14 protein-coding genes are annotated in these 13,660 nt (G+C 73.0%); 7 read left to right on the forward strand and 7 right to left on the reverse strand.

What is annotated here, in order from left to right; all coding sequences use genetic code 11:
• Positions 1-127: 127 nt before the first annotated feature.
• Complete coding sequence (locus ACFV4P_RS14930; RefSeq protein WP_380471060.1) at positions 128-1,111, reverse strand: sigma-70 family RNA polymerase sigma factor; 984 nt, start codon at positions 1,109-1,111, stop codon at positions 128-130.
• A 183-nt stretch (positions 1,112-1,294) separates the two neighbouring features.
• On the opposite strand from ACFV4P_RS14930, the gene ACFV4P_RS14935 reads away from it, so the two are divergent.
• The 5 genes from ACFV4P_RS14935 (at position 1,295) to ACFV4P_RS14955 (ending at position 6,380) form a co-directional block, all read left to right on the forward strand.
• Positions 1,295-1,768, forward strand: a complete 474-nt coding sequence (locus ACFV4P_RS14935) for an SgcJ/EcaC family oxidoreductase (RefSeq protein ID WP_380471062.1) — start codon at positions 1,295-1,297, stop codon at positions 1,766-1,768.
• Positions 1,769-1,971: 203 nt separating this feature from the next.
• Positions 1,972-3,819 carry an FAD/NAD(P)-binding protein gene (locus ACFV4P_RS14940; RefSeq protein ID WP_380471064.1) on the forward strand — a complete coding sequence of 616 codons (1,848 nt, stop codon included), beginning with the start codon at positions 1,972-1,974 and terminating at the stop codon, positions 3,817-3,819.
• Complete coding sequence (locus ACFV4P_RS14945) at positions 3,820-5,079, forward strand: putative PEP-binding protein (protein ID WP_380471066.1); 1,260 nt, start codon at positions 3,820-3,822, stop codon at positions 5,077-5,079.
• Between the two features lie 150 nt (positions 5,080-5,229).
• Entirely contained in the window at positions 5,230-5,820 is a 591-nt protein-coding gene (locus ACFV4P_RS14950; RefSeq protein ID WP_380471068.1) for a hypothetical protein, read from the forward strand.
• On the forward strand, positions 5,817-6,380 hold the full coding sequence (locus ACFV4P_RS14955) for a copper resistance protein CopC (protein ID WP_380471070.1): 564 nt from the start codon (positions 5,817-5,819) through the stop codon (positions 6,378-6,380). Before ACFV4P_RS14950 ends, ACFV4P_RS14955 begins: the two co-directional genes overlap by 4 nt.
• Positions 6,381-6,393: 13 nt before the next feature.
• Here the strand turns inward: ACFV4P_RS14955 and ACFV4P_RS14960 are convergent, their stop codons facing one another.
• Positions 6,394-6,741, reverse strand: coding sequence for an SAV_915 family protein (locus ACFV4P_RS14960; protein ID WP_380471072.1), 348 nt, complete (start codon positions 6,739-6,741; stop codon positions 6,394-6,396).
• A gap of 297 nt (positions 6,742-7,038) precedes the next feature.
• Between ACFV4P_RS14960 and ACFV4P_RS14965 the strand changes: the two genes are divergently transcribed.
• Together ACFV4P_RS14965 and lysA are read left to right on the forward strand one after the other, a co-directional pair.
• The gene (locus tag ACFV4P_RS14965) at positions 7,039-7,254 is read left to right on the forward strand and encodes a hypothetical protein (protein ID WP_380471074.1); all 216 of its coding nucleotides are present in this window, start codon (positions 7,039-7,041) and stop codon (positions 7,252-7,254) included.
• Between the two features lie 51 nt (positions 7,255-7,305).
• Positions 7,306-8,661, forward strand: a complete 1,356-nt coding sequence (lysA, locus tag ACFV4P_RS14970) for a diaminopimelate decarboxylase (RefSeq protein ID WP_380471076.1) — start codon at positions 7,306-7,308, stop codon at positions 8,659-8,661.
• 19 nt (positions 8,662-8,680) lie between these two features.
• Here the strand turns inward: lysA and ACFV4P_RS14975 are convergent, their stop codons facing one another.
• From ACFV4P_RS14975 to ACFV4P_RS14995, 5 genes are all read right to left on the reverse strand, one after another.
• Entirely contained in the window at positions 8,681-9,118 is a 438-nt protein-coding gene (locus ACFV4P_RS14975) for a hypothetical protein (protein ID WP_073812794.1), read from the reverse strand.
• Between the two features lie 170 nt (positions 9,119-9,288).
• Complete coding sequence (locus tag ACFV4P_RS14980; RefSeq protein ID WP_380471078.1) at positions 9,289-9,789, reverse strand: peroxiredoxin; 501 nt, start codon at positions 9,787-9,789, stop codon at positions 9,289-9,291.
• Positions 9,752-10,903: a Rieske 2Fe-2S domain-containing protein gene (locus ACFV4P_RS14985; protein WP_380471080.1), complete on the reverse strand. Its 1,152-nt coding sequence runs from the start codon at positions 10,901-10,903 to the stop codon at positions 9,752-9,754. The genes ACFV4P_RS14980 and ACFV4P_RS14985 overlap by 38 nt, the downstream gene beginning before the upstream one ends.
• Positions 10,904-10,941: 38 nt before the next feature.
• Positions 10,942-11,997 carry an MDR family NADP-dependent oxidoreductase gene (locus tag ACFV4P_RS14990; RefSeq protein WP_380471081.1) on the reverse strand — a complete coding sequence of 352 codons (1,056 nt, stop codon included), beginning with the start codon at positions 11,995-11,997 and terminating at the stop codon, positions 10,942-10,944.
• Positions 11,998-12,010: 13 nt separating this feature from the next.
• Positions 12,011-13,645: a phytoene desaturase family protein gene (locus tag ACFV4P_RS14995; RefSeq protein ID WP_380471434.1), complete on the reverse strand. Its 1,635-nt coding sequence runs from the start codon at positions 13,643-13,645 to the stop codon at positions 12,011-12,013.
• Between the last annotated feature and the right edge of the window lie 15 nt (positions 13,646-13,660).

Consider the following 13,660-nt stretch of genomic DNA (forward strand, 5'->3'; position numbering starts at 1 on the left):
CCGTCTGCTGCCCGCCGTCCGCCGTCTGCCGTCTGCCGTCCGCCGCCTGCCGCCTGCCGTCCGCCGCCTGCCGTCCGCCCTCCGCCGTCCGCCACCTGCCGTCCGCCCTCCGCCGCGCCCGCGCGCGTCAGCGATCGCGGGGGACCCCCCGGTCGTCGAGCTCGGTCGGGAGGCCGAACGCGGCGTACACCCGGGGGTCCTGGAACACCGAATTGCGGCTGATGCCTTCGGCGGTGACGGTGAACACCTGAAGGGTGTGCAGCAGGTAGCCGCCGTCCGTGCGCCGGTACGCGGCGAAGCCGGGCTGGCCGCCGTTCGCGCCGACCTGCTCCAGCCGCCAGTCGGTGCCGGCCTTCTCGAACACCCAGTCCATGAAGAGCCCGTAGTTGTCCCGTCCGGTGAACCAGTTGAGCATCGGCGGCATCTCCATCAGGACGTCCTCGGTGAGCAGCCGTTTCAGGCCCGCCACGTCGGCGTTCTCGAAGGCCTTCATGTAGCGGTCCACCCAGGCGCGTTGCTCGGCGGCCGAGGGCTCGGCGAGGCCCTCGGGCGCGACGCCCGCCTCCGCGAGGCGGGCCCGCGCCCGCTGCAGGGAGCTGTTCACGGCAGCCACCGTGGTGCCGAGGATCTCCGCCGTCTCGGACGCCGGGAAGCCGAGCGCCTCGCGCAGGACGAGCGCGCCGCGCTGACGGGCCGACAGGTGCTGGAGGGCGGCGGCGAAGGCCAGCCGCAGGCCGCTGCGGCCGATCGCGGTGTCCGCCGGGTCGCCGGTGCCGAGCCACGCGTCCGGGAACGGCTGCAGCCACGGCACGTCGTCGCCGAGGACCAGCGCCCGGAGCGGCTCGGACTCGGCCACCAGCCCGGACGGCAGCGGTCGCCGGGCCGCGCCCTGCAATGCCGTCAGACAGGCGTTGGTGGCGATCCGGTACAGCCAGGTGCGCAGCGAGGCCCGGGACTCGTCGTACTGCTCGCGCGCCCGCCAGGCCCGCAGGCAGGTGTCCTGGACGAGGTCCTCGGCGTCGTGGACGGTGCCGAGCATCCGGTAGCAGTGGGCCAGCAGCTCCGGCCGGTACGGCGCGAGGCGCCGCTCGAACTCGTCCTCCGCCGTCACCGCGCGCCCCTCCCGGCCTTCCCCGCCCGCGCGGGGTCGGACGGGACCCTACCGCGCCGCCGCGCCTCGGACCGGCCGTCGGAAATCTCTCTCCGCCGCCGCGATGAGTTCCGGGAACGCCGCCGGTAGGTATTCGCGACTCCGTCGGAACAGCCCGGCGGACCGGCTCCGAAGGAGACCCCCGTGACTGTCGCCCGTGCCGAGGACGAGGCCGCGATCGACGCCGTACTGGACGCGATCTACCGGGCCTGGGAGGCCAACGACGCCGACGCGATCGTCGCCCACTACACCGAGGACGCGACCGCCGTCCTGCCCGGATCGCTGCGCGACGGCCGGGAGGCGATCCGGGCGGCGATGGCCCAGGGGTTCGCTGGGCCGCTCAAGGGCAGCTCGACCTGGAACCGCCGGCTCGGCATCCGCTTCCTCGGCGACTGCGACTGCGACTGCGACTGCGACGGCGACTGCGACGGCGACAGCGGCAGCGACGGCGACAGCGACAGCAACTGCGCCGCGATCGTCGTCGCCGAGTCCGGAATCCTGTTCGCCGGGGAGAGCGAAGTCCCCGAGGCCCGCAGGGTCAACGCCACCTGGGTCCTGGAGAAGAAGAACGGTTCGTGGCGCGTCGCCGGCTACCACAACAGCGCACGGCGGAGCTGATCTCCGTGCACTGACTGTTCGTCAACTTTCTGTTCGTGAAAGAGTTATGGCCATGTTGTGAGGTTTTCGGTGCGGTGTTGGCCTGCTTCGGGGAGCCTAGCGTCGGCGCCCCCGGGCGGGCTTCTCCCTGAATGCTTCGGGGTCTTCGCGCGGGCGGCCCGGGCGTTCCCCCACTCCCCGCTCCTCGACCGAGAGGTTTCAGGATGACCCGCACCGGAACCCGCCCCAGAGTCGTCGTGGTCGGCGCCGGCCTGGCCGGCACCGCCACCGCCATCCGCATGCTCCGCTTCGCCCGCCGCCCGGTCGAGATCGTCCTGCTGGAGCGGCGCGCCGACTACCGCTCCGCCGGGGTCGCCTACCACCGGGACGGCAACCCCTGGGACTACGTCTTCAACATCCAGGCCGGACGGATGTCGGTGTTCCGGGAGGACGTCCTCGACTTCGTCCACTGGGCCAACAGCGAGGCGGACCGCGCCGATTGGCCGCCGCAGTGGGCCGACCACGAGTTCACCGAGCCGGGCCCCGCGCCCCGGCGGATCTTCCAGGACTACCTGGAGCAGCGCCTCGTCGAGGCCGCCCGCGAGGCCGCCCCCGGCGTCCTGCTCACCGAGACCGACGGCGACGCGATCGACCTCGAACTCACCTCCGGGGGAGTCGATCTGACGATCCGTCAACAAAACGGTGAGCGCGTGTTCCCCGCCGCACACGTGGTGCTCGCCACCGGCCTGGAGCCGAAGGAACTGCCGTTCGCCACCGACGTGCTGGAGCACCCCCGGTTCGTCCGCCACCCCTACTCGGCGGACGGCGTGGCCCGGCTGGAGGCGCTGCCGCCCGAGGCCGAGGTGGTGGTGGTCGGCTCGGTGCTCAGCGCCTACGACTCGGCGGGCCTGCTGCTGCGCCAGGGCCACACCGGCGCCATCAGCCTGGTCTCCCGAACCGGCACGATGTTCCGCTCCTACCCGGGCGGCCACGAGCACGGCGTGGTCGAACTCTCCTGTCCCAGCTCACTGCTGGAGCCGTTCCGGGGCCGCGAGGAGTTCCTCGACCGGGTCCGCGCCGAGTGGACGGCGGCCTGCGCGACCGTCACCCGCGAGTTCCCGGACATCGCGCCCGAGGTGGTCGCCGAACGGGTCGCCAAGGCCTGGGAGCCCCACCTGCCGGCCGCGATGGACCGGATTCCGTCAGCCGAACTGCGCTCCCTGCTGGACGAGTTCGGCACGCTGATCGCCGCCCTGCGGGTCGCCGCCGTGCAGTACACCATCGAGGTCATCGAGCAGTCCATGCGCTCCGGCGGCCCGGTCCGGCTGCTGGTCGGGGCCGTACAGGCGGTCAACCCCGCCGGGTCCGGCCGGCTGGAGGTCACCGTCGCCACCGCCGACGAGAAACTGGTCGTCCCGGCGGACCTGGTGGTCTCCAACTTCGGCCGGGAGACCGACTACCGGCGGGTCGACGGCCCGCTCTGGCGCAACCTGCTGCGCCGCGGCCTGGCCACCCCGCACGGCCGCACCGGCCGCGGCCTGGACGTCGACCACCGCGGCGTGCTGCTCGCCCCGAGCGGGCGGCCCAGCGGCCCGCTCAGCGCCGTCGGCCCGCTCCGCGAGGGCGACGAGATCGTCCGCAACGGCCGCACCGGCGCGTTCGCCTTCAACCTCGCCGCGATCAAGAACCACTCCATCGCGGTCGCCGCCCACGTCGTCGAGCAGCTCGAACTCGCCGATCCGGCCCCAGAGTTGTGGCATGTTCGCGACTTGGCCGAATCCGGTGCCTCCGACGGCACGTTCGAGGAAGCCCCCGGCGCGGCCTTCGAGCACGCTGTGAGTCTGGAGGTGAGGAGGATGGCGACCGGGGCCCGCGACCTGCGGGAGCGGCTCGACGCCCGCCTGGACGCCCTGCTCGGCCCCCTCGCCACCCCGGACGACCCGGAACACCGCCGCCTGCGCGCGGCGGTCACCCGGTCCGCCGTCCGGAGACTCACCGACGTCTCCATGACGCCGCGCCAACTGCGCCGTCACCTGGGGATCACGGACACCTACGAGGACATGGAGGACTGAGTGGACGGGCGACGGATCCAGGGCTACCTGCTCACCGGTGGCAGCCAGGCCACCCTGCGCGGCACCTGCAACCGCACCGGATACCCGCAGGAGGGCTCCATCCTGATCGCCCCCAACCTGGAGGCGGGACTGTACGACGCCATCGTCACCGCCGGCGCCGTGGTCTGCGGCGGCGGCGGGCAGACCGGCCACATGCAGTCCCTCTGCCGCGGCCGCGGCATCCCCGTCCTGAGAGTCGACGAGGCCGACCTCGCCGCCCTGGTCGGCGAGGTCACCCTCGACCTGGAGGACGGCTCGATCCTGGTCCACCCCGACCCGGCCGCGGGGCCCGACCCCGCGCCGGGCACCGGAAGCCCCACCGCCGAACACCTCGGCGCGGCCTGCGCCGTCATCGCCGACTTCCAGGACATCCGGACCGTCAACTCCTGCGGGCCGAACGCGAAACGCGTCGAATCCTTCTTCATCCGCGAGGAGTTCCTCTGCCTCGCCGCCGGGCTCAGCCCGTTCGACGCCCTCGACGGCGGACCCGCCGAGGTCGCCCGCTACGGGCAGGCCGTCGCCGAACGCCTCGGCGCGTTCGTCGAGGAGCTGCTGCCCGACCAGCGCCTCGTCCTGCGGCTGCTCGACCTGCGCTCCGACCACGCCGCGAGCGTCACCGAACAGTCCGCCGTCGCCGTCGAACCCAACCCCGAACTCGGCCTGCACGGCGCCCGCTGGCTGCTCGGCTCGACCCCGTACCGGGACGCCCTGCACACCGTGCTCGACACGCTGCGCGCCCGGCTCGGCGACCGGGCGGCGCGCGTCCACCTCTCGGTGCCGTTCCTCAACGACGCCGACGAGTACGCGCAGCTGCGCGCCCACCTCGAACTCCCCGCCGACGTCCCGCTGTCCGCGTTCATCGAGACGCCCGCCGCCGTCCACGCCACCGCGCAGATCTGCGCCGCCGGGGCCAGCGAACTGTTCGTCGGCGTCAAGGACCTGGTCCAGTTCTACCTGGCCGCCGACCGGGGCAACCACCTCGTCGCCGACTCCTACCAGACCCGCCACCCCGCCGTCCTGGACGGCGTCCGCCGCGTCGTCGAGGCCGGGCAGGCCGCCGGCACCCCCGTCCGGGTCTTCTCCCTCGGCGTCGACCTCACCCACTACCTCGACCGGCTGCCCACCCCCGACGGCTACATGATGTGCACCGCCGAACTCGTCGAGGTGCTCCGCCCGGAGGAGCCCGCCCCGTCCGGTCCGCCCTGCTGCGCCGGACATTGACGAACCGTCAGGGAGATGTCCGGGCAACTTGAGCACGCTCGGAGAAGCCCTCCCCGGGGTGCGGCCACCACGCTGGGGCACGCGCGCGGCCACCCCCGCGCGCGCCACGAGAGCTCCCTGCCTCCCTCCCCGCGTAGGAGACCCACACCCATGACCACACACGCCGCCCCGTCCCGCCGCGCCCCGCAAGGGCTGCTCGCGCGACTCAACAACAGCTCGCACCGCGCCGCACTGAACACCTTCATGGTCGTGGTGCTCGCCCACTGGGCCGAACACATCGCCCAGGCCTACCAGATCTGGGGCCTCGGCCGGCCGATCCCGAAGGCCAGAGGCCTGCTCGGCCAGGAGTTCCCGTGGCTGGTGACCTCGGAGTGGATGCACTACGGCTACGCCCTGATCATGATCATCGGCCTGTTCCTGCTGCGCCCCGGCTTCGTCGGACGCGGCCGCACCTGGTGGACGGTGGCGCTGGGCATCCAGTTCTGGCACCACATCGAGCACCTGCTCCTGCTGCTGCAGGCCCAGACCGGGCACTTCCTGTTCGGGAAGGCCGTGCCCACCTCGGTGCTCCAACTGGTGTTCCCCCGCGTGGAGTTGCACCTGTTCTACAACACGATCGTGTTCATCCCGATGGTGATCGCGATGTACTACCACCTGCGCCCGAACCGGCAGGAGCTGTCCGCGATGACGTGCAGCTGCCAGCACGCCGTCCACCGCCACGAGGCCGTGGCGGCCGCGTGACGACCGCCGGCTCGACGCGGCCGTTCCAGCGCGCCGTCGCCCTCGGCACCGGAGTCGCCGTCCTGCTCGTCGTCGGACTCCTCTGGGTCAGTGCCCGACAGCCCGTCCGGCTGTCGGGCATCACCCCGGCCGACGGCAGCTCCCTCACCCACGCCCCCGCCGAGGTCGCGCTGACCTTCTCCGGCGACGACTTCCGGCCCGGCTCGATCTTCCTCCAGGTCAACGCCCCCGACGGCCAACCCGTCACCGACGGCCAACCCCGGCTGGACGGCAACCGGGTGGCCACCTGGGTCCGGATCAACGCCCGCGGCACCTACCAGGTCACCTACCGGCTCGTCCTGGACGGCGGCCGCGAGGTCTCCGGCACCACCGCCTTCGGCGTCGGCGCCTCCACCGAGGCCCGCCCCGTCGCCGCCCCCGCCGACGACGGCGGGACGACCCACCAGCACGCGATCGACGGGGCCTGGAACCTCCTGCTGATCTGCGTCGACGCCGTCGTGCTCCCCGGCGCCGTCCTGCTGATGCTCCGCCGCCCCCGCCTCCGGCGCGCCCCGAGGTGACGGCGCCCGCCGCTCAGGCGGCGCGCGAGCGTTCCCGGGGGAGTGCCAGGTCCGCGCGGGCCGGCCAGGGCTGCGGCGCGGGCGCGGCCAGCTGCGGATCGACGGTGAGCGCCGTCACGCCCAGCGGCGCGAACAGCGCGCGCACGGCGGGCTCGGCCAGCACCACCCACGGCTGATCGGGCCCGAGCACGGCGACCAGACGCGGCACGCCGGAGAAGGCGACCGCGGTGCGGTCACCGAGAGGGGTACGGAAGACGCGGACCGTGAGGCCCGCCGGGCCCGGCCGGACGGGCACCACCAGCCGTCCGGCCGGGACGCGTTCCGAAGGCTTCGAGAGCTCTGGGTACAGCTGCTGCTTCACGGCATCCTCCACACAACGGCCGGGACACGACGCGCCGCTCGCGGGCGCAGCAGTGACGCTATCCCCGCCCGCCGCCGCCCGCGGCACCTCCCTGATGCGTTCCTGATCGGGCGGGGTGCGATCCGTACGGCGCGTTGACGCGGCCCGGGGACCGGACGTCAACGTCCCGTCAGGGCAGACCCGATCGGTGTAGCCGCCGCGTCAAGAACCGGTGCGCCCGGCCGACGGCGGGCGTGAACTGGAGGCACCGGCGGAACCCGTCCGAGGGTTCCCCCCGCCCCCCCGAGGGATCACGCCATGACCGACCTGCAACTCGCCCCCGAAGCGCCCGAAGCGCCCGCGGCCCCCGCGCGCCCGGCCCGGATCGACGACGCGGCGCTCCGCCGCCTGCTGCGCGACTCCGTCCCCGACACCGGCGCCACCGGCACCGCCGCCGCCACCCGCCGGGACCCCGAGCCGCTCCGCCGCCCCGCCGCCGGACACTGCCGCTTCACCCTGCACTACGAGGACTGACGGCACCCCGCAGCACCGCCCCTCCCCTCCGGACGCAGGAGAACCCCCGCGATGACCACCCTGTCCGACCGCCCGCAGCAGACCGCCGCCGCCCCGGCACGCGTACCGCTCGGCAGCCCCTGGCCCGCGTCCGCCACGACCGGCCGCGACGGCGGCGAGCCGAGGCTCGGCGGCGTCGCCCTGCGGGAGGCCGCCGACCGCTTCGGGACCCCGCTGTACGTCCTCGACGAGGACGAGGTCCGCCGCCGCGCCCGCGCCTACCGCCGCGCCCTGCCGCACGCCGACGTGCTGTACGCCGCGAAGGCGTTCCTGTGCACGGCGATGGCCGACTGGATCGCCGAGGAGGGCCTCGGCCTGGACGTCTGCTCGGCCGGCGAACTGCGCCTGGCCGTCGCCGCGGGCTTCCCGCCCGAGCGGATCCTGCTGCACGGCAACGCCAAGTCCCCGGAGGAACTGCGGCTGGCCCGCCGCCTGCGGGTCGGCCGGATCGTCGTCGACAACCTCGCCGAGATCCCCCGCCTGGCCGCCCTGACCGTCGCCGACACCCCGCAGCGCGTCCTGGTGCGCGTGCTGCCCGGTGTCGCGGCCGGGCACCACCGCGCCGTCCGGACGGGCGTCGACGGGCAGAAGTTCGGCTTCTCGATCGCCGCCGGCGAGGCCGTCGAGGCCGTCCGCCGCGTCCTCGCCCAACCCGGCCTCCGGCTGGCCGGCCTGCACTGCCACCTCGGCTCGCAGATCACCGACACCGGACCCTACCTCGCCGCCCTCGACCGCCTGGTCGAACTGTTCGCCCTCATCCGCGACCGGCACGGCGTCGAACTGCCCGAACTCGACCTCGGCGGCGGCCACGGCGTCCGCTACCTCCCCGGCGACCCGGAACTCGACCCCGTCGCCTTCGCCGCCGCGATCACCGCCCACCTCGCCGCCCGCTGCGCCGAACTCGGCCTCGCCGAGCCGAAGTTGACGGTCGAGCCGGGCCGGGCGATCGCCGCCCCGGCGGCCGTCGCCGTCTACCGGGTGCTGTCCGTGAAGCACACCGCCGACGGACGGTCCTTCGCCGCCGTCGACGGCGGCATGAGCGACAACCCCCGCCCCGCGCTCTACGGCTCCGCCTACACGGTCCGCGCGCTCGGCCGCCCCGACACCGCCCCGACCCGCCCGTTCGACGTGGTCGGCTGCCACTGCGAGGCCGGCGACGTCCTGGCCCGCGACGCCCCGCTCCCCGCCGACCTGCGCCCGGGCGACCTGTTGGCCGTCCCCGCCGCCGGCGCGTACCAGCTCTCCATGGCCTCCACCTACAACCACGTCGGCCGCCCGGCCGTCGCCGCCGTCCGCGACGGCCGGCTGCGCCTGCTGGTCCGCCGGGAGACCGTCGACGACTTCCGCGCCCGTGAGGTCGGCCGCTGACCGGCCGGGGGGGAAGACGTCAGCAGCCGTTGGTGATCTTCTTCTGCCCGACGTACAGGTAGCCGCTGGAGTTGATGCTGACGGTGATGACCGCCGTGCCCGAGGAGCTCGACGACCAGAGCGCCGACCCCGACTGGGTGTACAGCACGAAGTTGCCGTCCGTCTGGTAGGTGGCGTGGTGCGCGGCCGACCCGCTGGTGTTCGTCGCCCAGCACGCCCGGCGGCTGCCCCCGTCCCAGCGGTACTCGACGAGGTTGCCGTCCGACTGCAGCGTCAGCTCGAACCAGGTGCTGCCGCTGTTGTTGCTGACCACCGAGTCCCCGATGTTGAGGCTCTGGCCGCCCAGCAGACCCTGGGTGGTGTTCGCCGAGGCGGTGCCCGTCGCGCCGAGCACGGCCACCGCGGCCGCGGCGATCGCGACGGCGCCCTTGGCCGACTTCCGCATGGTTCCGTTCATCCGATGCCCCCTCCTGCAACCCGCCCGCCGCGCGGATCGGCGGCGGACGGGGACCAAGCTAGCCGCCGGCACGTAACGGCGGGTGAACGCCGACCGTGATCCATCTCGCGTTTGGAACGCCCGCGAAGGCGGACGGGCGTCGCCGGGCGGGCCGGACGGAAGCCAGATGTTCAGTTTCGCGCCGCCGGAGAGGAGTTGAGCCGGGCGAGCTGTTCGAGCAGCGTGTCGGGTCGCCGGAATGTCAGACCGGCCAGCGCCACGTGCCGCCAGTGAACAGCCCCGTTGGCGTCGAGGACGAAAACGGAACGGCGCAGGCCGATTCCCGGGGCGGTGATGCCGTAGGCCTTGGCGACGGCCTCGCCCGCGTCGGTGAGCAGCGGCAGTCGAAGTCCGCGGCGGCGGGCGAAGCGTTCGTGGCTGTCGAGGTCCTGGCCGCTGATGCACCAGACGGTCGCGCCGATCCCGACGAACCGGTCCAGCTCGCTGTTGTACGAGCAGAGTTGGCGGGTGCAGACCGGCGTGTCGTCGCCGGGGTAGAAGGCCAGCACCAGCGGGCTGCCCTTGGCGTCGGAGAGGCGGTACTCGCGGCGGTGCGCGGTCTCACCGTCGAAGTGCAGGCCGGGCAGGGCGAAGTCAGGGGCGGGCGTGCCCGGTTCGGGTGGTCTGGCCATTCTGGTGTCCTCCTTCGGGAACGACGGAAACGACGGGGGTGACGGGGGCGAGCGGCGTGGTCGGCAGCGGGAGCGGCTCGGTGGAGACCGGCGGGTAGAACTGCCGCGACCAGCGCCGGAACGGGCCGATCGGGCCGTCCCCGGACGCCAGCCGGGGCCGGGCCAGGTACTGCTTGGTCGACCAGATCGGGAAGTCCGCGGCGGTGAACGCGCAGCTGAACCTGAACATCGGCCCGGCCAGCAGCCGGGTCACCGACCGGCTCACCGCCCGGGCCAGGCCCGGCGGCAGACTGGCCGGCTCGGTCACCAGGAAGCGGCTGGCCTGCCGGAACTGCATCCGGCCCGGCGCGGTCATGGTGGCCATCACCAGCGAGCACATCTTCAGGCCGAGCGCAGGCGTGTGGATGTCGGTGTGCAGGCAGCTGAGGCCGTAGCCGTCGACCTCGATGTCGACCTGCCGCCGTCCGATCAGCGGGAACTGCTCCTGGACGCGCATCGAGACGTGGAAGGTGACGCCGTCGAAGGAGACGGGCGCCGCGAGTTCGCCCTGCGACCAGCCGTGCAGGGTCTGGAAGTGCCCGACGTCCACGGCGTTCTCCATGACGTCCTGCGCGTAGCCGGCCATCTCCCAGGCGGCGTGCCGGGCGGGCAGGTTCCCGAGGGTGTGCCAGGCGGGGATCTCCCAGTCCGGTTCGCGGCCGTCGTGGTGCCGCCAGACGAAGACGGCGTCGTTGACCTCGCGCACCGGCAGCTGCGTCAGCGCGGCCTTGGGCGGCGGGGTGCCGTAGCCGGTGCGCACGCAGCGGCCGTCGGGGCCGAAGGCGAAGCGGTGGAACGGGCAGACCAGGTCGTTGCCGTCGAGTGCGGCGAGGCCGAGGTGGGCGCCCAGGTGCGGGCAGTACGGGCGGATCGCGCGGATGCGGCCGTCGCGCTGCCGGTACAGCACCACGTCCTCACCGGCGAGTTGACGGGTCAGCACGGTGCCGGGCCGGAGCTCCGCGCCGAACGCGAGCGCCGCCCAGCCGTCGGGGTAGGGCAGGGCGGGCGGCAGCGCGGTGTCCCCGGGGGTCGGGCCCCGGGTGATGACCTGTCCGAACTTCCGGGACGGTCGCACGGTTACTCCTGTCGGTTGCACACGTCGGTCGGTACGGCTCAGAGTTCGACGACGACCTTGCCCCGGTTGCGGGAGCGGTCGGCGTCGAACAGGCTGCGGTAGGCGGCGGGGACGGCGTCGAAGCCTCGGTGGACGGTCTGCCGATAGAAGATCTCCCCGCTGCGGACCAGGCCGCCGACCTCCTCGCGGAGCGCCGCCCAGTTGGGCTCGGTGAACCACTCGGGCGCGAAGATGCCGCGGATGGTGGTGCGCGGGAACAGGATGTACGGCAGCAGCCGGGGCCCGGTGTGGTCGTTGCCGACCTGGGTGGCCCACTGCCAGCACACCGCGACCTCGCTGTGCACGTTCAGCAGGGCGAACGCCGCGTCGGTGACGGCCCCGCCGAGGTTGTCGAGGTACCGGTCGATGCCGTCGGGCGCGGCCTTGCCCAGCAGCTCGCCGACCAGTTCGGGGTCGTCGCCGTGCCGGTAGACCAGCGGTTCGATGCCCAGGTCGGCCAGGTAGTCGGCCTTCTGCTCGGAGCTGGTGGTGCCGAGGACGCGGGCCCCGGCCCGCACCGCGAGCTGCCCGAACAGCGAGCCGACCGCGCCGGTCGCGCCGCTGATCAGCACGGTGTGGCCGGGGCGGACGGTCATGAACTTGGTCAGCGTGCCCCAGGCGGTCATGCCCGGGCTGCCGAGGATGCCCAGCGCGGTGCTCACCGGCAGCGCCTCGTCGTAGTGCGCGGGGTCGAGCCGCCGGTACTCCGGGAAGATCATCGGGAAGGTCCCGGTCTGCCACGGCCGGGCCTCCCCGGTGCCGATCAGGTGGGTGCACCACCCGCCGTAGCCCTGCACCAGGTCGCCGACCGCGAACCGGGCGCGCGGCCCGGCCGCCAGCACCTCCATGACGGCGTCGCCGCCCATCAGGTCGCCGAGCGGGGTGTCGAGGGTGATGCCCTGGAGGTACGGGTCGAGCGAGAGGTAGCGGGTGCGGAACAGCATCTCCTCGTCCCCGAGGGAGACTTCGACCTCCTCGACCACCTTCCGGTACACCCGGTCGACGTCGGGCACTCCGTCGAGGTGTTCCTGGACGACCCACTTGGCGATCTGCACAGTGCTGCTCTCCTCAACGGCCTACGGGAACGACGAGATGGGTGGGCGGTGGCGCGTTGCGGTCGATCTCGGCCCGGAACTCCCGCGCGTCGTCCCGGCAGATGAACTGCATGACGTGGCGGCCGGCCGCGGCGGCCCGGATCAGGCCGCCGGTGGTCGCCCACACCCCGGACAGGTAGAAGTTCCGCAGGCCCGGCAGGGTCGGGCCGTTGCGCTTCATCTCCTCCTCCAACGTCTCGCCGCTGGTCACGAACGGCTGCCAGCCGAGCACCGTGCCGTCGTAGTTGCCGGTGTAGCGGACCTGGGTGAGCGGGGTGGAGACGTCCTTGACCGCCACGGCCGCCTTCAGGCCCGGGTAGCGCTGGTCGAGGAAGTCCACGATGGTGTCCCGAGCCTGGCGCTTGGCGGTCTGGTAGGCGCGCCCGCGCCCGGTGGGCAGGGTGTGCAGCTCCTCGCCGCGGCGCATCCGGCTCTGCTGCTCCGGGCCGGTGCTCAGGGCCCGCCAGGGGGCGATGTCGCAGAAGTAGCTGGCGTAGATCACCGTCGAGTCGGCGGGCGAGAGTTCGGGGTAGTGCCGGCTGCGGAACTGCACGTTGATGCTGGGGTGGCGGATGCCGGTCAGCGCGGCGGCCCGTTCCTCGTCCAGCAGGTAGGTGGTGCAGGGCTCGCCCGCGGGGAAGGGGCGGCGCAGGCCGAGGAAGACGGTGACGTAGCCGGGGAAGACCATGCCGGGCTGCTTGATGGTGCTGGTGTACAACTCCCGGTAGGTGTCGCCGAGATAGCGCCCCTTGAGGAAGTCCATCAAGGTGGTGTGCCCGTCGGCGGCCGAGACCACGATGTCGGCGCGCAGCTCGCGCCCGTCGCTGAGCCGCACGCCGACCGCCCGGTCCTCCTCGACGATCACCTCCGTCACCTTGGCGTTGTAGTGCACCTCGCCGCCGAGCCGCCGGTAGCGCTGCTCGATCGAGTGGGCCAGACCGAGCGAGCCGCCCTCGGGGACGCCCGCGGAAAGGTCGGCGTGGCAGGCGAGTTGGAAGTAGAACGGCAGCACCGGGAAGGCCGGGTGGCGCTCGTACAGGATGTAGTTGAACGCCTCCTTCAGCAGCGGGTGGCGGAACTTCGCCGAGTAGTCCGTCATCAGGGTGCCGATGGAGCGGCGGATCACGTTGAAGTACGGCAGGAAGCCGGCCAGCATCCGCCACCGCTCCACCGTGCCCATCAGCCCGACCGGCTTGAGGAAGGGGTAACTCGCCAGGCACGCACGGAACTTGCGCAGGCCGGCGCAGAACTGGCGGATCGTCCGGGCGTCCTCGGGGGAGATGCCGAGCAGGTGTGCCTCCAGCCGGTCCGGGTCGGAGTAGAAGTACACCTCGCCGTGGGCGGTGCGGACGATGTTGAAGACGTCGAAGTGGCGCATCTGCTTGCCCTGCAGCGCGCCGAGTTCGAGCCAGATCTGGTGCATCTCGTTGCCCGGCCCGCAGCCGAGCAGCCAGCTGATGCAGCAGTCGAAGGTGAAGTCGCCGCGGTCCCAGCCGGTGCAGCAGCCGCCCGGGATCTCGTGCATCTCGACGATCGTGCTGCGGTAGCCGTTCATCTGCGCGTAGCAGCCGGTGGACAGTCCGCCCAGGCCCGCGCCGATGACGATCATGGTCTCTCTGCGTTC

The sequence above is a fragment of the Kitasatospora sp. NPDC059795 genome, from assembly GCF_042732175.1.
GTDB lineage: Bacteria > Actinomycetota > Actinomycetes > Streptomycetales > Streptomycetaceae > Kitasatospora.